The organism is Vibrio sp. 1288 (assembly GCF_033344475.1).
The window spans coordinates 145,420-163,983 of record NZ_JAWPOX010000009.1 but is presented as its reverse complement, the minus strand read 5'-3'; the positions used below and the strand labels follow the sequence as shown (position 1 = coordinate 163,983).

Genomic DNA, 18,564 nt, shown 5'->3' with positions numbered 1-18,564 from the left:
TGTGACTGAAGCATAGGAGTTCCCTCCAATCGTTGCCTACTTTAAGTATAACAACAGTTAAAGGGAACATAGCCTTTGTATTACAAGGCAATAACACGTTAAATGTTAACGTTTTACCGGTTGCAGATTTGCCAGAGTGGTCTAATGATTCGGACTTTTCTTATCAAAGTGTTGAAGATTCCGCTGAATCACTTTCGCTCAATATTGTCGCTGAAAAGTTTGACCAAGACGGTTCTGAAACGCTCCACTACCAAATTTCGAATATTCCAGATGGACTTATATTAACACTTAACGGAAGTGCTATTGAGGAAGGGAAAGCGTACAGCCAATCCGAGTTAGATCAAATTGAAATCACATCTAACGAAAACTTAGCCGGAAGATTTACTTTTGATGTAACGGCAGTAACGACTGAGTCGGGTAGTGTGTTTGCCGATGAGCAAGATAAAACAGCGGAGATCACTGAGCAAGTTGTTATCGATATATCTCCAGATGCCGATGTGCCTACGCTGACCGTTAAAAACATTCAGGGGCTTGAAGACCAAGCGATTGACTTAAAAGATTACATCCTAGGGCGGCTCACTGACACAGATGGCTCGGAGTCTCTTTCTTATCGCATAGAAGTTCAAGATGGTTGGACATTGCCTGTCGGAGCTGGGATTACGCTTATCGGTATTAATACCTACCTAGTGACCTCCAATGCTTTAGCCAATTCGGAGGCGTTACTTCAACCAAAATCGGATATCAGCTCATTTACTGAATCTCTATCCCTTCAAGTAACCGCCATTTCAACAGAGTCGACTATTGATGGCTTAGCACCTCTTAATGAAACCGCCGAGAGCCAATCTGCAACCATTGGCATTAAGCTAAAAGGCGTGGTCGATGAACCAATTGTCCTAGATGGTGGACAGGGGAATTGGCAATATGATCAAGCGACTAAAGTAATTAGTAATCTCTCTACGTTAGACGAAGATAACCTGATACAACTGGATTTTATCATCCAGACATCAGACGACGATCTATCAGAAGAAATTAATATCTTGCTTCAGAACATCCCTTTGGGAACACAACTGACAGATGTAAATGGTGACCCTATTGTTCTTCCAATTGCTTACGTGGACCCAATAACGGGGCCAGTTTATCAGGTCTCAAACGCTGTTCTTGAAAACACTTACCTCAAAACAGAGCAAGATTTTAGTGGAACACTGAGCATGGATGTTATCGTCGTTTCAACAGAGCCGGATGGTGATTCTGCTGAAACCCCTCTTAAAGTGGAAATGGAAATCTCACCTATTGTTGATCAAACTGACGGTCAAGAATTACAAAGCAATGGTATTGAGGACAATTTCATCACACTAAATCTTGAGCCTGTCGTTAATCAAGATATAGATTCTAGTGAGTCCTTGACAGGATACACCATTGTATCCATTCCAGATGGCTTAACGCTTTACTTTGATGGTAATGCAGTAGAGGAAAGTAACTTACCGTTAGAACTCAATGAACTACTTGATGGTAGCTCGGCAACATTATCTGAGTTGTTAAACAGTGGACGAATCACTGTAAAAGCTAATGAAGACCTAAGTGGGACATTTAGCCTGGAAGTTCAGTACGAAGTGACAGACACGTCTCCGACGATGGAGACTGATGTAAAGGCAATCAATGGCTCTTTGAGCGTCGTGGTTTCTGGCAAAGTGGATATTGGTAATGAAGATATTGACAAAACACGTTTAGAAGGCGCGACTGAAGTATTCACAAGTACGGATGGGTCTGCTGTCGACGTGAGTGGAGGCATTACATTTACAGAAGCGGATATTGATGGTTCAGAGTATCTCGATTACATCGTTTTACAGATACCGCAGGGTCAAGACCTCATTGTTACTCATCCGAATGGTGCTTCTCAAGATGCCGATGGGAACTGGCTGATTCCAATGGAAGGAATCACAAGTGATAGCGTGTTGGAAACCGCTCAAGATTTGCTTGCTAGCGCATCGATTTATAGCCCATCTAATACAGAGATACTTGATGTGAATGTGTTAGCGTATGTTCGAGATGGAACGGATGCTCAATACATCACAGGTCAGTTCCAAATTCAAATTACTGGCCATGAAGGAGATGGAGACCAGTGTGCTGATCCTGGTGAACCAGGAAGCGTTCAAAGTGGGGATATTGTAGGTAAAGAAGGTGAAGATGTCTCAATTGGGGCGTTTTTAAACCCTGATGTAGCGAGTAGTGATGGTAACTTAGTTTCCTTCTTTGTCGCTGCAGATTCTTTACCTGAAGGAGTCGAGCTTACTGGCGAAGGTGTGATACCTGCTTATGATAATGCGGGCAATCTGTTGGGTTATTCAATTTCTAGCGCTGGATTGTCTTCCTTGACGCTTACTGGCGTGGATGAGGACTTTGCTGGTTGCATTACTTTCAATTTAGAAGTAACAGAAACGGCCCCATGCGATGGTGACTCGAAAACAACCTCTCAGACCATTACGGTACAAATCTCTCCTGTTGTCGATGATATCGCGATAGCACCAAGCCAAGTTACGGTTCAAGAAGATACTATAACCAACCTGAATCTTGCTCTTGTATTGGGCGATAGTGAAGGACCAATGCAGTCCATTACTGGAGAAGGTGACGCAGCGACTGGCCTTGAAAGTGTCAATTGGGTTTCTTTATCGGTGTCTGACGAGAATGCGCGGTTTACTGCCGTGGACCCGAGCCTACTCATTGACAACGGTGATGGAACATGGGTAGTGACAGATGTTACGCGTCTAAACGAAATTCAGTTAATCCCACCTGAAAACTACAGTGGAGAGCTTGTTATTTCCGTTGACGCAAACATTACTGATGAAGTCACGGGAAGTTGTTTAAGTACTGACAGTGCGAAAGATACTCAAACTAAATCAACAGAAGTTACCGTTACCATTGCCCCAGTGGTTGATAAAGCGGTTCTGGAAACAGAAGACGTAGTTGGTAATGAAGATAATTATATTTATTTAGGAAACTTATCTGCATCATTAATCGATCAAGATGGTTCTGAGTCGATGTCTTTGGTCATGACAGGAGTGCCAGACGGAGCCGTGTTGGTTTGGGACAATAATGGGACGTTCGAATTACTCCCTGATAACGGTTCAACGGATGGTGAGAGCAAGGAGTGGCAGCTAACTCAAGCACAACTTGATAAGGTTTACTTTCTACCGCCACTAGATTTTAGTGGGGATATTTCATTAACACTGCAAGCTATTACCCAAGAGTCTGGATCAAACGACTATAACTATACCACTTCTCAGTTCAACGTCGGCGTAAAACCGATTGGCGATGATGTATCGTTGAATACAACCTCTAACACGTTCACTGGAGATGAAGGTGATTCCATTTCGATTGACTTTTTAGCGAGCGGTTTTGAAACAAATAGCAACGAATATATAGAAGTGTCGATGTTGATCAAAGCAAGCTCTGAACCCTCTGCATTGGAAGGCTTAGGTAGGATTCGTATTGGAACTCAATTCTCATCCTTTACCTTCGATGACGCGGGCAATGCCGTGGCGACGGTATTAGTGCGAGCAAATGAAGTGTCAGGTTTGGAGTTCGTTCCGAAGGATGCATTTGGAACGATGGATGTTGCTCTCAATGTTAGAACGTTTGATCAAGCGATAGTGTCAGAGACACTCGAAACCGATTTTGGAGATGTGCAAACTACCGATCTAACCATTGTTGTTACCCCTGAAGCTGATGAGCCAACACTAACGGCCGATTATCAGTCTATTGTGTCTGAAGCGTCTGGGAGTATTCCTTTGGGGTTGAGCATGAATTTAGTCAATCCTGCACCCGAAGAGTTTGGAAGTGTGGAGATTCGCGGATTACCAACAGATCTAGAGTTGAGTCATGGTGAAAGATTGAACGGCATTTATACTGTTGATCAAGAGGATGTCGCTGATCTTTCCATCGTTGGCGGGTTTAGCGGTGCAAGTGATTTTACGTTGTCGATAAAACCGATTGCAACACTGGGTGCTACAGTCGCAGAAGGTGCTGTTCAGACAGTCAATGTTACCTTAGTGGAAGAAGGGGGCCAAACATTACTTGCGACAGATGCTAATGATTTGCTTATTGGAGGAAGTGGCAGCGATGTATTCCAGTTTGACAGTTCAGGGCTCGGTAACGAGTTAAAGCCCTCGTACGATGTGATCAACGATTTCCAAATATCCGTTATTGGTGATGATAATGACATAATTGACATCGCCTCGATAATCACCGCTACCTCGATAACAGAAGTCGATAATAAGCTCGATTTAACAGAGAATGATGATGGCGTAACGCTTCACATAAAACCAGAAGAGACGGGGAAAAAACAACAGATTCTTATGCAGGGCGTCACTCTCGATCAGCTTTACAAAGGTGACTCGACCGGCGTAGCCGAAGAAAATGTCTTACAGAAGATGATTGATGACAACAACTTGCTAGTAGGTGGTATGTCATGAAGCATCACTCATCCTCATCAAGTGAGCTGACTAACGATCCTTGGGGGCAATCGTTAACTTGGTTGATGCGTTATTTTGAGGTTAGACACCATACAAAAAAGGTGCTTTCTGGATTACCTCTTGTTGAGGGTAGATTGGATAGTGACTTATTCATCAGAGCCGCTGAGCGAGCCGATCTTGAACTCACATTAATCGATTTAAAATCCACCGCAATGTTGAGCTTTCCATTGGTGGTAATCAATAGGAAGACGTTACAACCCGCTATTATATCTGAGCGACATAACAGCGATTATCAAGTCACGTTATTTAGTGAAGATCAAGGTGAAACGCAATACGTCACGAGCGAGGAGCTGCATAATCAATTCCAGCCTCAAGCATGGCAAGTTTCTATGCGTCCAGAGCTGGACAAACGGATAAGTTCTATTCAAGCGGATTATAATGAACATTGGCTTTTCGCCGTAGTGAAAGAAATGTCTCCGTGGTACCGAGATCTTTTGATTGCCTCTTTCCTTATCAATACGCTAGCGCTAGTTATTCCGCTTTTCACTATGAACGTTTACGATCGTGTAGTGCCTAATCAAGCTTTCAGTACATTATGGGTTTTGGTCGCTGGTGTCTCCGTCATCATTATTTTTGATTGGCTATTGCGTAAAGCAAGGGGAGTTGTCACTGATACCGCGGGTAAGTACATCGATAACAAGCTTTCTTCGATACTTTTTTCTAAAGTTATGGGGATGAAACTTGAACACCGTCCTGCATCAGTCGGTGCATTCGCTCGACAACTACAAGATTTTGATAGTGTTCGCGATTTTTTTACTTCAGCATCTCTTGTGACCTTAGTTGATCTCCCATTTACGTTATTATTTTTAGTCTTAATAGGTTGGCTAGGTGGGGCAATGATGTTCATACCTATTGCCGTCATGTTTACCCTGCTGATCCTTGGCTTTGCGGTAAAAGCAAAAATAGAACAATCACATACGGAAAGTGCTGCACTATCCATGAAGCGACAAGCTCACTTGTTTGATTCATTGTCCTCTTTAAAAGAGATTAAGCAAAATAACGCTACGGGAGAAGCACAAAAGCGTTGGGAGCAAACGGTATCCATGCTTTCTGATTGGCAAAATCAATCGCGAAACTATTCGAATATCGTTGCTTACTCCATTCAATCTAGCCAGCAGATAATTACCGTAATGTTACTTGTAATAGGCGTGTACAGAATTTCTGAGGGATTGCTCAGCATGGGGGGGCTCATTGCTATTGTCATGCTTAGCGGTCGTGCTGCAGGGGCGATTAACCAGTTAGCTATGCTGTTACTTCGCTATCAACAGACAAAAACAGCGGTTGAAGGCTTAAATTCTATCATGTCTTTACCTCAGGAGGTGCAACGCAGTCAGGTCATTACGTCTGCCGAATTTACAGGGAATATACGTTTAGAAAACGTGAGCTTCCAATACCCAGATGTTGATATGCCATGTTTGAGAGATATTAATCTTACTATCAAGCAAGGCGAACGCGTTGGCGTTATTGGTAGTGCAGGAGCAGGAAAGTCTACACTCCTTTCTATTATTACCAATCAACTCAGTACCTTACAGGGTAGCGTTTATTTTGATGACATTGACAGTCAGCTTTGGCCCGCCGAATTGATAAGAGAGAAAACGGGTTGGGTTGGCCAAGATTCGCATCTTATATACGGCAGCATTATGGAAAACATAGTATTAGGACATCATGTTATTGATCAAGAACGTTTACGCCGTGCGATAGAATTATCGGGTTTGAACCAGTACATGAGTCGCCTTCCTCATGGTCTAGAAACGCAAGTCGGAGAAGGAGGGCGTTATTTGTCGGGGGGGCAAAGGCAAGCTGTAGCGATTTCAAGAGCTTTTTATCGAAACCCAGCAGCATTAATTTTAGACGAGCCAACCAGTTCCTTAGACCAGCCAGCTGAGAATGCATTGTTTAATGCTCTCAAATCGTTGCCGCACTCGACGACGATGATTATTAGCTCTCATAAACATTCCTTATTATCGCTTTGTGATCGAATTGTTGTGCTTGATAAAGGCACAATTTTGAGGGAAGGAGCGCCCCAAGAAATTTTTGCTAAACAACAGTCTAACGCGAAGACGAACAGAGTACGCGCAGTATCAATTGTACGCGAAGGAGGTCAATGATGAGCACAGTTCGTTGGAGTAATGCTCATTTAGCAAACCGTTCGAGAACGTTGATTTGGTTGTCTGCCGCGTTAGTGCTGAGTGTGATTATTTGGGCCTCGTGGGCGAGGTTAGACGAAGTGGTTGTCGGCGAAGGAAAAGTTGTTCCTACTTTGTCTGTTCAGACGATTCAGAGCTTAGAGGGAGGCATTCTAAAGGAGTTACTTGTCATGCCTGGTGAAAGCGTCACTAAGGGGCAAACCATCGCCATTCTGGATGATACAAGGTTTAAGTCGACCTATTCGGAGACCTCTGAACAAGTTGAATCTTTGCTCGCCAGAAAGCAGAGGCTTCAAATTGAATTAGAAACGGTAAAAGTGAATAGCCTCCAACTGGATTGGAAACAACAAGTGAGTATCGAGCCTCAGCCATTTGATATTTCGATGACCGGCCACTCTGCCTATCTGAATGCCAAAGCAAACTATCTTGAGCGGTTGAGCCAACTGGAGTCTGAGCTGGAGGAGGCTAAATTGCGAATTGAGCAACAATCGCAAGCTTATCTAGATACCTTGAATACCATTCAAACACTAAAAAGCAGTCTGGTTATTGTCTCGAAAGAGCGAGATATGTTGAGAGAGGTGGTTTCTAGTGGCGCGGTGGCTGAAGTGGAATTATTAAAACTGAATAGAGACGTTATAAAGCTCAAAGGAGACATCGCGAGTTCACAAGCTGCTGCCCAAAAGCAAAGGGCTGTGTATTCTGAATCCATCGCAGATTATCGTGGTACTGCGCTTGCTTTTAGGGCAGAGGCACAAGGGCAGCTCAATGAAGTTGTGACGCAACTAGCGCAGCTCAATGAAAGTCGTCAGGCGATTGCGGATCAGTTGAATCGAACGCAGTTACTTTCTCCGGTCGATGGAACCATCAAAGATGTTTTTGTCAGAACCATCGGAGGTGTGGTTAAGCCGGGTGAGCCTATTTTAGAAATAGTCCCTCGTAATAGCACGTTAATCGTTGAAGCGAGAATTTCTCCTCAGAATATCGCCTTCATAAGGCCTGGCCTGCCGGCAACGGTAAAGTTGTCTGCCTATGACTTTGTCATTTACGGAGGCCTAGAAGGAGAAGTGACCTACGTAAGCGCCGATGCACTTCAAAATGAAGAGGGCAATGCCTACTACCGTGCCAACGTTACTTTCAAGGTTGATGATAAGTTTACGATCATCCCGGGAATGCAGGTTGTGGTAGACATTCTTACAGGAGAAAAAACAGTACTGAATTATTGGTTAAAACCTATATTACGTGCGAAAGAGAATTCGCTCAGAGAAAGATAGACATAAGGATATAAGATGCGGCTTAAATCAACGTTATTGGTCTTGTTTGCAGTATCATCGTCGCCAAACGCTTTGACTTTAGAGGAGTCAGTTACGTTATCTCTCGATAGCTCCCCCAGTTTGCTTGCTCGCTATTCTCGCTATGAGTCGATGGTACGAGACCGAAATGCCATAAATGGTTCATTTCTTCCTCAGGTTAATTTGTATGCAGCAGCAGGGTACGAAGGTACTCGATATAACAACGGAAACTACATCGACAGTGAAGATAGAACATTAGAAAGAACGGAGATGGGCGTAAGAATCTCCCAACTGTTATTTGATGGATTTAAAACAAGTGCTGATGTTGATCGCTTATCTTACGAGGCTGAAGCTGAACGCTTGGGCTTATTGGCATCTGCGGAAAATGTCGCATTAGATACTGTCAGAGCGTATGTGGATGTTTTACATGCCCGAGAGTTGATGAAACTGACAGAAAGAAACCTAAGTGAACACCAAGAGATCTACCGTTTCATTCTAGATAAAAAAGAAAAAGGTTTAACCAGCAACTCCGATTTAGCACAGGTTTCTTCGCGTGTCGCGACAACACAGTCCTCATTGATTGCCGCCCAAAACAATCTTTCCGATGCTAGAACAAGATTTGTACGTTTGGTTGGTCGAGCGCCGCAAAACTTAGTTGAGCCTGTTTACCCGCAGGAATTGCTTCCGAATAAGCTTGACGAAGCACTCAAACAAGCGGTTAGGCTGCACCCATCCATACAGTCGGCGATGAAAGATTTAGAGGCGGCTCGACATGAAGTAAAAAGAGAAAAGGGGGATTACTACCCAGAGCTCAAGCTAGAGCTGTCAGCCAACAAAACAGACAACGTGGATAATATTGAAGGCATTAACGAAGATGCAAAGGTTATGCTGACGGTCAACTACGATCTTTTTAACGGCTTTTCTACAGACTCCCGAGTGGAGTCATCAGCCTGGCGAGTAGAGGAGGCGAGGGCTATTCGAGCAAATGCAGAACTAGATGCGAATGAAGGTGTAAGGCTGGCATGGGACGCACATACATTGCTTCAACAGCAAATGGAGTTTTTAAAAGTCAACGTTGATGCGGCGAAAGTAACTGAATTAGGGTACATCCAGCAGTTCAATGTAGGGCGACGCAGTTTGTTAGATGTATTAGATGCCAAAGTTGAAACGTTTGTTGCGAGACGGAACTATACCCGAACAAAGTACGATCATTTGGTTGCCACTTACCGTTTATTCAACTCGATGGGGATTCTGACTTATGCGTTGCGAGTTGAGTATCCAGAGAACTGGAAGGAGAACAATAATGGATAAATTCGCAGTGACGAGTCTTCTAGTTTTTATGTTAGCAGGCTGTGCTGAATCACCGAATACGACGTTGACCACTTACCAGTACAACGACCTTAAAGACAATGATAGTGATGGCGTGATAAACCAACGAGATAACTGCGCAGATACGCCAAAAGGTGTCGTTGTTGACAGTGAAGGCTGTGCGAATTGGGTCAACGACTCGCAGACACACCTGATCAGTTTTTTCTTTGCGATGGATGAGCATCAGGTAACGTCATCTCATGATATGCCGCTAAGCGAGTTGAAAGCATTGCTTCAGAGTAACCCAAATGCGCAAGTCATACTGATAGGAGACACAAGCCCTGAAGCGTCACTCGAATACAACAAAGCGTTGGCAAAGAAAAGAACGGCAGCTATACGAGAATTGCTAGTGAGAAACGGCATTCAAGACAATCGAATTGAAGAGCAAGAGTTTTATCAGAATACGGCATTGACGGTACAACTAAAAAAACGGGAAAGGCGCACAATTGCTGTTGTAAACACGAAAGCTGAAAGTACTGAACAAGCGTGGACTATATTTAGTTCGGACAGCGAGTTGACACCTAATTCGAAGTTGGAGTTGAATTATGAAAATTAAAGTCTTGCCTTTCCTTGCTCTAACTTCATGTTTGATTTCACCGCTGGCATTTTCTGACTCTGAGGCTCGAACATCGATTTTTGTCGAACCAGAGATACTAGAAACGATAGAAACATTGATAGATGAGCCAAATGTAAATGTAGCGCTTGCATCTCAGTCTGGTGGTTTTAACGACATGCTAAATGACGGAACCTCTATTGCGATCACATCTAAGAAATGGTCAGATGAAAACATCTCCCGATTTCAACGAGAAAGAGGCCACAGGCCTACACGTTTGTTTTTAATGGCAAACGCTATTGTCGTAATCAATAGTCAAAAGAGTACGGTAGATAGTTTTTCCGTTAGTGAATTGAAACGCTGTGATGCAAATACGTATGCTTTCGGGGAGATGCGTTTAAGTAACCCAGATGTGAGCTCTAATGGTTGTCAATCATCGATTCAAATGCTTGATGAAGACCGATTGAAACGGGCTTTAAGCGACGACTTGTCAGCCAAAGCTTATATGCGATACTCCGATTTTAAATACTCAGAACAGTGGTCGAGCTACAAGGCTCTCTCTGTTCATCATAATGATGACTCATGCTCTTTGAGCACAGATTGTATCTATTCTCTTCGCTATCCATTTTCCGTGGTCTATTACGTTTATATAAATAAACAATTCGACACTAATCAGAAGATCAAAAAATCAAAGCTATTTGAACTCCTTACAACCGACCACAATACACAACAAGTACGAAATGCTGGGTTTATTCCACTACCAAAAGCGCTTATTAAAAGAAATAGAGTGAAGTTAGGGCTAGATGAGCCAGTTGTTTTAAATGGGTATAAATAAACTTCATACGCCTAACTATGTGGGCTTGAGTGAACGTACCGTCCTAGGAAGTTTTGCCTTGCTGCTCATTTATCTTTGGTTAACCTTTGGTCAATTGAGTTGGTTGTAAGTGGTTTTGTTGGTAATTTTTCTATTATTGTGGCAAGTTTACTTAAAACCACTTAAGTGAATTTAAGTTATGACACAAGAAGAAAGACTCGTAGCACTCAGAGCGAAGCTGGAGCAGCAAAACAAAGTAACGTTGTCTGAAGTTTGTGAGTACTTTGGTATCTCGCGAGATTCAGCTCGTCGAGACTTAGTTAAGTTGAGTCAGCAACCTGGGTTACAAAGAATACGAGGTGGTGTCATGCTTGCGCCGATCTCTTCCCATACCGAGGCATACGCGAGTCGACCCGTGAGTGACGTTAAACATCGACTAGCTCAAGCTGCCGCAGCGTTGTTGGATGAGCGCGACCATCTTGTTATTGATACCAGCACCATTTTGTCTCTGCTCCCACTCTATGCAGGAAAAGCACATTGTGGAGAAAACAAGCTCAACGTCGTCACTAACAGCATTGATGTACTGACCGCTGCTGAAACAAACGACACAATGGACGTTTATTTCTTAGGCGGACACTTTGACCCTTATGCCAGAGCAGTTTTAGGGGCGCAAGCAGAGCAGCAAATGCAGCAGTATCACGTGAACAAAGCGTTCATTGGCGTGTGTGCATTGACATCCCGAGGGCTGACAACAAATAGTTTGTTAGAAGCTACAATGAAACAAGCGATGATTGCTCAAGCTCAGCAGGTCATCGTCGTTTGTGAATCCCGAAAAATTGGTAGCGACAATTTCCACCACGTATGTGATTTGTCAAAGATCGACATCATTATTACCGATCATCCCCCTCAATCAGATTTTCAACAACTCCTCGATCACAATGATATTGAATGTATTGTTGTGTCACCGAAATAAGGAATCTTAGAATGGCTTACGATCCCGTAAAAACCGCTGTGATTGGTTACGGATATTCAGCAAAAACGTTTCATTTACCCTTCATTAAAGCGCTACCAAATTTAACGCTGAGCGCGATAAGCTCTCGTCAACAGGAGGCGGTTCAAAATGATTGGCCAGATGCCAAGTGGTTTTCTGATGCGAATACTTTACTCGATGATAGTGATGCAGAACTCGTAATCATTACTGCGCCAAATGACGTACATTACGAACTTGCAAAGCGTGCGTTGAACAATGGGAAACACGTCATCGTCGAGAAACCGTTTGTTACTCGTATAGAAGACGGTAATGAACTTATCGCCTTGGCGGAAGAGAAAGGTCTAGTGCTGAGCGTTTTTCACAATAGACGTTGGGATGGAGACTTTCTCACGGTTAAATCTCTTATCGAACAAGGTAAGTTAGGTGATATAAAGCTGTTTGAGTCACACTTTGACCGTTACCGCCCTGAAGTTCGTCAACGATGGCGAGAGCTAGCTCAAGATGGTGGTGGTATTCTATTCGACCTTGCTCCTCATCTTCTCGATCAAGCATTGGTGTTGTTTGGCTTGCCAGATGCGATAGACGCACAATGTCGAATGATGCGTCCGGGCGCGACGACGATTGATTATTACAACTTGATACTTCATTACCCTGAGCATATTGTGCACTTGCATTCAAACTTGTATAGCCCAGAGCCGAATCTCCGATACAAAGTATTGGGTACGGAAGCTAAATATGAAAAGTTCGGATTAGATCCTCAAGAGGGCTACTTAAAAGAAGGCCGTTTGCCGGAAAACGATGCTTGGTCGGAAGAAGATGAGGCGTTATACGGCGTCCGTTACGACGAAGACGGTGCGCAAACTATCAAAACGGAGAGAGGCGCGTACCAAGCTTACTTTGTTGGTGTGGCAGACGCCATTCGTTTGGGCACTGATAACCCGGTTCCTGCCGCTCAAGCAGTACAGAATATCGCTCTGATTGAGATGGCATTGGAAAGCAGTAAAACGGGTAAAACGATTCAGGTGAAACCATGAGTTTGACGCTTGAACTCGTGGCCCTGCAAGAGCATGAACTTCAGTTGGCGGAATTTAATCACCATATTGCGTGGTCTATCGGCCTCGCTCTAAAAGAAGAGGCTGAAGCTCGCGGCGCGGCTGTTGCTATTGAGGTTTACGGCTTTGGACAAACGCTATTTCAATACGCGATGGCAGGAACCTGCGCTGATCATGTAGATTGGGTCCGTAGGAAGCGAAACTCAGTATTAAGGTATGGCCACAGCTCTTACTATCTTTCTCTGTACAACAAGCAAAAGCAACGTGATTTCGAAAATCAGCCTCATCTCGATGCTCGTGAGTACTGTGCTCATGGTGGCGCGTTCCCAATTCGGCTTTCTGGGTCTGGTTTGGTTGGGGTTGTGACGGTATCGGGTTTACCGCAGTTAGATGATCATCAGCTAGTTGTGGATATATTAAAAACGATGACAGAGACAAAACCCTCTTAAACGCCAAATATGAAAGTAGCACGGTTCTTTATCGTGCTACTGAATTCTCTTTTTAGCTCAGAAAGTGTTCTTTAATGTGAGCAAATATTAACATTGATCCCAACTTACTACCTGAAAATAAAATCAATTTCATATAACCTATACGCTCATTTATATAGAAAGCCTTCAAAGTTGGCCATTGGCAATGTCTTTTAGAAGAAAAGAAAAACTCAATCTTAGAAATCTTATTGTCACCCTATGTGTGTTCAGTGTGCTTGTCACTTTGATCAACGCATTCTACTCGATTTATCGTGTTCAAAGGGATCTCATCATCAATAACACGTTAGAATCAAACCGTGTTTACGCCCAAAAAATGTCTGAAATGACAGACTCTTTCATAGAAAGCTCAATGTCGCAGCTAAAATACAGTGCGAACGTGCTAAAAGACAAGATGCATGACGCTCAGCTTCTTGATAAAGAGGCTGAGAGATTAAGAACGCAAACCAAATCATTTAACTCTGTGGTTGTCGTTAATGCAAAAGGGGTTATTATTTCTGTATCCCCTGAAACACTTCAGGTGAAAGGTGTAAGGTTAGTGGGTGAAAGAAAACGCCAGTCTTTAAACGCTCAAGCACCGGTTGTTACTGAACCATTTATATCGCCCGCTGGAAATTACTTGTTAACCATCTCATACCCTATATTTTCTCAATCTAATGAATATTTAGGTTATATCGGCGGCACTATTTATCTAGAAAAAGAAAATATTCTCGCAGAGTTACTCAGCCAGCACGCATACAAAGATGGTTCTTTCCTTTACGTTGTCGATGAGAGTAACACTCTGATTTATCACCCAGATCAATCGAGAGTTGGTGAAGTAATCGACGATAATGAGGCAATCAAAGCGGTGACGATGGGGCAGAGCGGTAACAAAGAAATTGTTAACTCTCGCGGCGTCGAAATGCTTGCTGGTTATGCACCAGTAAAGTCATCAGGATGGGGAATTGTTGCTCAGCGCCCGAAATCGATGACGTTATCTGTGCTAGATGAACAGATGTGGAATGTTTTCCTTAAGTCGATTCCAATTGGTTTATTAACTTTGTTGCTAATTTGGTTCTTGTCCCTTCTTATTTCTAGACCACTTTGGCAGTTAGCTGGTGCTGTGCGAGGTGTCGAAGAACATTCATCCTCTATCGAGGATCTCAAACTGGTTAAGTCTTGGTATTTTGAGGTCTCACATTTGAAGCTTAGCTTTCTTAAAGCATTTGGTATCGTGTCAAAAACCATTGATAAGCTGCAACTGGATACATTAACAGATTCGATGACTGGATTATTGAATCGACGTGGATTAGATAAAGTTCTTGGTTTGTTTAAGCAGGAAAATACCGCGTTCTCTGTTTTGGCGCTGGATATTGACCACTTTAAGAGCGTAAACGATAATTATGGCCATGACGTGGGTGATAATTTACTTAGAGAGTTTGCGCAGTTAATGAAAGACCAAGCTCGCTCTAATGATCACCTGTGTCGTTCTGGCGGTGAAGAGTTTATGATGTTTTTGGAAAAAACAGACGTAAACCACGCTATGGATGTTGCAGAGCGTATTAGACACAACGTGGAACAACATGACTTCCAGGTGGTTGGTAAGGTCACGGTTTCGTTGGGCGTTTCTCACTGGAAAGGCAATGACACACCAATTGAAGCAGTAATGAAAGACGCCGATAATGCACTTTATAAAGCGAAACATAATGGAAGAAATAGAACGGAGTTGGGTGACGACGCACAATAGATATTGCGCTTTATGCTGAACATAAAACGAGCCAGTGACTAACCTTTGCTGTTAATCGCTGGCGTAACCGCTACCAATTGCGCGAAACGGCAAGTTCAGCTCTAATTCTGGAATTTGTTTACCCACCCAAGCCGGAAATGTATTGCTATTTGGCCCTGGAAACAGCGTATATTCTTCAGCCCAAGGGTATTGGTTAATCACACTTTGTATTTTAGGGATAAGCTGGCGGGCCTTTTCACCTTGTATGGAGAGGATCTTTTCTGGTTTTGCACCATACCAATATCGATCTGGCGTCCCAGTTTGGTACTGATATAGAGCGGGTTGTCCGTGATTCACTCTCCAGCCGACTACTTCATACACTGTATATTCGTTCGCATTTTCAGGCTTTATTGCAAACCATGTATGAACGGCAAACCAGCCTCGCCAACCAAACGCGTCTGCGGCGTAAAACTCAATCACAGCATGCTTAACATTAGAAGGGTCGGGTGCGATACCCGCAGGTTCTCTGCTAGCAGTACGCCAATCTCCTTGAGTGCATCCACCCAGCATAACCGCGATTGACATGAACCCAATTTTTACAAGGTGAGTAAAGTTGAGAAGGTCTTTCATTTATTGCTCCTAGACCAACCGATGTTGGTAACGCTCTACTGATTTTAGCTATAAAAACGTGGCAAGCCTGATTGTTGAAATCCTCTCCTTATTAAAAGAGAGAGGGAAGTTAGTGCCATAATTCCAGTTCATACGTAATAATAAGGTAAGCCGATTTGTAACATGTGGCATAGACGATGCCGTATTTCTCGAACGATTCGTCTAGTTGCGTATGAAAAAGTAAGAGGTTGTATGTATTCCTTACACGGCCACATAAATTAAAAGCATTAAAAAACAGAGGTTTACAGTGGGTTTTGACTGATTGAGTGAGTTTGGGACCCTCACATTGCCTCACATTTGCTTGTTTTGGGCGGAATTTTCATCGCTCATCTTTTTGCGCGTTTAGAGTCAGCGTTCAGCTATGGCACAATAGGCGCTCACAGAACAAGTGCTGTTTGGTAATGCAAATAGCAGAAAAATAACTAGAAATAGAATAATTAATGTTTAAATCAAAAAGTATACTCGCATTAAGCGTGTTCGCATTTGGCTGTTTTGCCAATCAAGATAGCGAACCAACGTCCGTTGTGCTGAACTATGGTGATTCCTCCATCAGTACTGATATTCAAGCCAATCGAAAATTTCATGTTGTCCGAGACAATGAAAGTGAGCACGTAGAATTTTCCGGCGGAATCACAAAGGAGTATTCCGATTATATTGTGAATATTCATATCATAAGAAAAAGCAATATACGCAGATCAAGCCGTGAGCTGAATACTACCGTATTGATGAACAGTGATCAGATTGGGAAGCCTTTAGTGATTGGCATTGAAAATGATGAGTTCACTAGTATCACTTTGCGTTAATGCTTAGTATTTATTGAATAGGAATGAGGAAATTGATGCTCTCAATACGCTGTTATCGCACCGAGGATGCCCCAACACTGTGGGCACTCTTTTACCATACTGTGCGAATCATTAATCGTCGCGATTATACGGAATCACAAGTTTCCGCTTGGGCACCATCAGATTTTGACCTCGATGTGTGGCAACGAAAAATGGACGATATTCAACCATACGTCGCGGAGATAGAAGGGCAGGTCGTTGGCTATTGTGATTTGCAAGGTGACGGTTTGATTGATCATTTCTTTTGCCATCATGAATACCAAGGACAAGGTGTTGGTCGTGATTTGATGTCTTTTCTTTGTTCACAGGCAAAAGTACAGGGGATAAAACGACTGTATTCTGAAGTGAGTATTACCGCCCGACCTTTTTACGAGAAAATGGGTTTCACAGTTAAGTCTCGACAACGTGTTGAGGTTAGGGGAGAAACCTTAACTAACTTTATGATGGAAAAGTATATTTAACTTAAATAGTGAGCTTGAACACAGATATAAAATGTTTTCCAATGTGAAAACGAGTTCATTGATCTCGCACCAACGTTTTGTTTGAAAACAGTGTACATAATCTTCTCTGGAACGCCATTACCGCATTTCGTCTCTGAAGGCTTAAAAACAGTCTGAAAGTTTTGGTTTTGCGGCGGGTAATAGCGTTCCAAACGCCAAATGTGTCTGGCTAACCATCTCAGGAAGAGAAGTAGTACTATGCGCCCTTATCTCAAATACGTTGTTCCAACATTGATACCATTGCTTGTTTGGTTAATGCCTCTCTCTGCGTTCCCATTTGATGGCATTACTATCGTCCAGCAAAGAGTGATTGCAATCTTCTTGCTTGCCGCACTTTGCTGGGTATTCGAGCCAATTCCAATCTACGCCACTTCGGTTGTGATCATTGTCCTAGAGCTATTGCTTGTATCAAATAAAGGTATTGTGCTCTTTCGTTTGCAAGAAGGGCAGCCACATTTTGGTGAGCTATTACAATACAACGAGATAATGGCGACCTTCGCTAGTCCGATTATCATGCTCTTCCTCGGCGGTTTCTTTTTGGCTATGGCGGCGACAAAGTACAGGTTAGATGTCAACTTAGCCCGAGTGTTACTCAAACCATTTGGACAAAAACCAAAGTTCGTTATGCTGGGGTTGATGCTGATCACCGCTGTTTTTTCCATGTTTATGTCAAACACCGCAACAACAGCGATGATGTTGTCCATTTTAACCCCTGTGATAGCGGTTTTCGGGCCTAAAGACCCAGGTCGAATTGCATTCGCCTTGTGTATTCCTGTTGCAGCCAACATTGGTGGCATTGGTACTCCAATCGGCACGCCACCGAATGCCATCGCCCTAAAGTATTTGGTTGGTGACAACTTAATTACGTTTGGTGAATGGATGGTATTTGGTGTGCCATTCGTTATTGTGATGATGGCGTTAGCCTGGTTTCTGATTGGCTTTTTGTATAAAGCCGAACAAACCACCATCGATCTGAACATTAAAAGCAAGTTTTTGAAAACACCCAAAGCAATAATGGTTTACGTCACCTTTGCCGGCACGATTATTCTTTGGTTGATGGGTTCTGCACATGGAATGAATTCTTACACAGTAGCATTAATTCCGGTCGCAGTGTTCTCATTGACGGGCATCATTAACAAAGAAGACTTGAAGAAAATCTCTTGGGATGTGCTTTGGTTGGTGTCAGGCGGTATTGCTCTGGGCCTTGCTCTAGATAAAACCGGGCTTGCGAAGCTGGTGGTACACAGCATTCCGTTTGATCAGTTCTCGCCATATGTTGTCTTGTTTGGTGCGGCTTTCTTGTGCTTGTTAATGGCAAACTTTATGTCGCATACAGCCACCGCAAACTTGCTGATGCCGATAATGGCTGCGCTGGGTACTTCTATGGCTTCGCTAACGCCTCTCGGCGGTGAAGTTACTCTGATCTTGGTCGTGACATTTGCCGCTTCACTCGGTATGTCGTTACCAATCAGTACGCCACCAAACGCGTTAGCTCATGCAACAGGGCATGTCGAGAGCGGCCAAATGGCTCGTATCGGTGCCGTGCTAGGCGTGATTGGCGTATTACTCAGTTTTGTGATGGTGTGGATTTTACATACTGTTGGGCATATTGGATAACCC

13 protein-coding genes and 1 pseudogene are annotated in these 18,564 nt (G+C 43.3%); 13 read left to right on the top strand and 1 reads right to left on the bottom strand.

The genetic code is table 11. From position 1 onward, the window contains the following. Positions 1-74: 74 nt before the first annotated feature. The 10 genes and pseudogenes from R8O11_RS09355 to R8O11_RS09310 form a co-directional block, all read left to right on the top strand. Positions 75-4,469: pseudogene (locus R8O11_RS09355) on the top strand (RTX toxin); the annotation flags it as partial. After that, entirely contained in the window at positions 4,466-6,637 is a 2,172-nt protein-coding gene (locus R8O11_RS09350; RefSeq protein WP_225496828.1) for a type I secretion system permease/ATPase, read from the top strand. The pseudogene R8O11_RS09355 and the gene R8O11_RS09350, both read left to right, overlap by 4 nt. After that, on the top strand, positions 6,634-7,947 hold the full coding sequence (locus R8O11_RS09345) for an HlyD family type I secretion periplasmic adaptor subunit (RefSeq protein ID WP_021033865.1): 1,314 nt from the start codon (positions 6,634-6,636) through the stop codon (positions 7,945-7,947). Before R8O11_RS09350 ends, R8O11_RS09345 begins: the two co-directional genes overlap by 4 nt. 15 nt (positions 7,948-7,962) lie before the next feature. Then, positions 7,963-9,276 (top strand): TolC family outer membrane protein, encoded by a 1,314-nt coding sequence (locus tag R8O11_RS09340; protein ID WP_064368370.1) that lies wholly within the window; start codon positions 7,963-7,965, stop codon positions 9,274-9,276. Continuing rightward, positions 9,269-9,889: an OmpA family protein gene (locus R8O11_RS09335; protein ID WP_054574113.1), complete on the top strand. Its 621-nt coding sequence runs from the start codon at positions 9,269-9,271 to the stop codon at positions 9,887-9,889. The genes R8O11_RS09340 and R8O11_RS09335 overlap by 8 nt, the downstream gene beginning before the upstream one ends. Next, positions 9,879-10,721 carry a hypothetical protein gene (locus R8O11_RS09330; RefSeq protein WP_054574114.1) on the top strand — a complete coding sequence of 281 codons (843 nt, stop codon included), beginning with the start codon at positions 9,879-9,881 and terminating at the stop codon, positions 10,719-10,721. The genes R8O11_RS09335 and R8O11_RS09330 overlap by 11 nt, the downstream gene beginning before the upstream one ends. A 178-nt stretch (positions 10,722-10,899) precedes the next feature. Then, complete coding sequence (locus R8O11_RS09325) at positions 10,900-11,673, top strand: DeoR/GlpR family DNA-binding transcription regulator (RefSeq protein WP_025766712.1); 774 nt, start codon at positions 10,900-10,902, stop codon at positions 11,671-11,673. 11 nt (positions 11,674-11,684) lie between these two features. Further along, on the top strand, positions 11,685-12,725 hold the full coding sequence (locus R8O11_RS09320) for an oxidoreductase (protein WP_005377752.1): 1,041 nt from the start codon (positions 11,685-11,687) through the stop codon (positions 12,723-12,725). Next, positions 12,722-13,192: a heme-degrading domain-containing protein gene (locus R8O11_RS09315; RefSeq protein WP_053306491.1), complete on the top strand. Its 471-nt coding sequence runs from the start codon at positions 12,722-12,724 to the stop codon at positions 13,190-13,192. The genes R8O11_RS09320 and R8O11_RS09315 overlap by 4 nt, the downstream gene beginning before the upstream one ends. Positions 13,193-13,376: 184 nt before the next feature. Beyond that, a complete protein-coding gene (locus R8O11_RS09310; RefSeq protein WP_258483793.1) occupies positions 13,377-14,954 on the top strand; it encodes a sensor domain-containing diguanylate cyclase in 1,578 nt (525 codons plus the stop codon). A 51-nt stretch (positions 14,955-15,005) separates the two neighbouring features. Here R8O11_RS09310 and R8O11_RS09305 read toward each other — a convergent pair whose 3' ends face one another. Continuing rightward, the gene (locus tag R8O11_RS09305) at positions 15,006-15,563 is read right to left on the bottom strand and encodes a DUF3750 domain-containing protein (protein WP_258483792.1); all 558 of its coding nucleotides are present in this window, start codon (positions 15,561-15,563) and stop codon (positions 15,006-15,008) included. Positions 15,564-16,042: 479 nt separating this feature from the next. On the opposite strand from R8O11_RS09305, the gene R8O11_RS09300 reads away from it, so the two are divergent. The 3 genes from R8O11_RS09300 (at position 16,043) to R8O11_RS09290 (ending at position 18,561) form a co-directional block, all read left to right on the top strand. Next, positions 16,043-16,405, top strand: a complete 363-nt coding sequence (locus R8O11_RS09300; protein ID WP_053350584.1) for a hypothetical protein — start codon at positions 16,043-16,045, stop codon at positions 16,403-16,405. 35 nt (positions 16,406-16,440) lie between these two features. Further along, positions 16,441-16,905 carry a GNAT family N-acetyltransferase gene (locus R8O11_RS09295; protein WP_053350583.1) on the top strand — a complete coding sequence of 155 codons (465 nt, stop codon included), beginning with the start codon at positions 16,441-16,443 and terminating at the stop codon, positions 16,903-16,905. Positions 16,906-17,142: 237 nt separating this feature from the next. Further along, positions 17,143-18,561 carry an SLC13 family permease gene (locus R8O11_RS09290; protein ID WP_017634015.1) on the top strand — a complete coding sequence of 473 codons (1,419 nt, stop codon included), beginning with the start codon at positions 17,143-17,145 and terminating at the stop codon, positions 18,559-18,561. Positions 18,562-18,564 lie beyond the last annotated feature (3 nt).

Excerpts from the sequence above, each read along its gene's own strand:
- R8O11_RS09350 (WP_225496828.1), top strand. The coding sequence starts at position 4,466 with ATGAAGCATCACTCATCCTCATCAAGTGAGCTGACTAACGATCCTTGG.
- R8O11_RS09345 (WP_021033865.1), top strand. The coding sequence starts at position 6,634 with ATGATGAGCACAGTTCGTTGGAGTAATGCTCATTTAGCAAACCGTTCG.
- R8O11_RS09340 (WP_064368370.1), top strand. The coding sequence starts at position 7,963 with ATGCGGCTTAAATCAACGTTATTGGTCTTGTTTGCAGTATCATCGTCG.
- R8O11_RS09335 (WP_054574113.1), top strand. The coding sequence starts at position 9,269 with ATGGATAAATTCGCAGTGACGAGTCTTCTAGTTTTTATGTTAGCAGGC.
- R8O11_RS09330 (WP_054574114.1), top strand. The coding sequence starts at position 9,879 with ATGAAAATTAAAGTCTTGCCTTTCCTTGCTCTAACTTCATGTTTGATT.
- R8O11_RS09325 (WP_025766712.1), top strand. The coding sequence starts at position 10,900 with ATGACACAAGAAGAAAGACTCGTAGCACTCAGAGCGAAGCTGGAGCAG.
- R8O11_RS09320 (WP_005377752.1), top strand. The coding sequence starts at position 11,685 with ATGGCTTACGATCCCGTAAAAACCGCTGTGATTGGTTACGGATATTCA.
- R8O11_RS09315 (WP_053306491.1), top strand. The coding sequence starts at position 12,722 with ATGAGTTTGACGCTTGAACTCGTGGCCCTGCAAGAGCATGAACTTCAG.
- R8O11_RS09310 (WP_258483793.1), top strand. The coding sequence starts at position 13,377 with ATGTCTTTTAGAAGAAAAGAAAAACTCAATCTTAGAAATCTTATTGTC.
- R8O11_RS09305 (WP_258483792.1), bottom strand. The coding sequence starts at position 15,563 with ATGAAAGACCTTCTCAACTTTACTCACCTTGTAAAAATTGGGTTCATG.
- R8O11_RS09300 (WP_053350584.1), top strand. The coding sequence starts at position 16,043 with ATGTTTAAATCAAAAAGTATACTCGCATTAAGCGTGTTCGCATTTGGC.
- R8O11_RS09295 (WP_053350583.1), top strand. The coding sequence starts at position 16,441 with ATGCTCTCAATACGCTGTTATCGCACCGAGGATGCCCCAACACTGTGG.
- R8O11_RS09290 (WP_017634015.1), top strand. The coding sequence starts at position 17,143 with ATGCGCCCTTATCTCAAATACGTTGTTCCAACATTGATACCATTGCTT.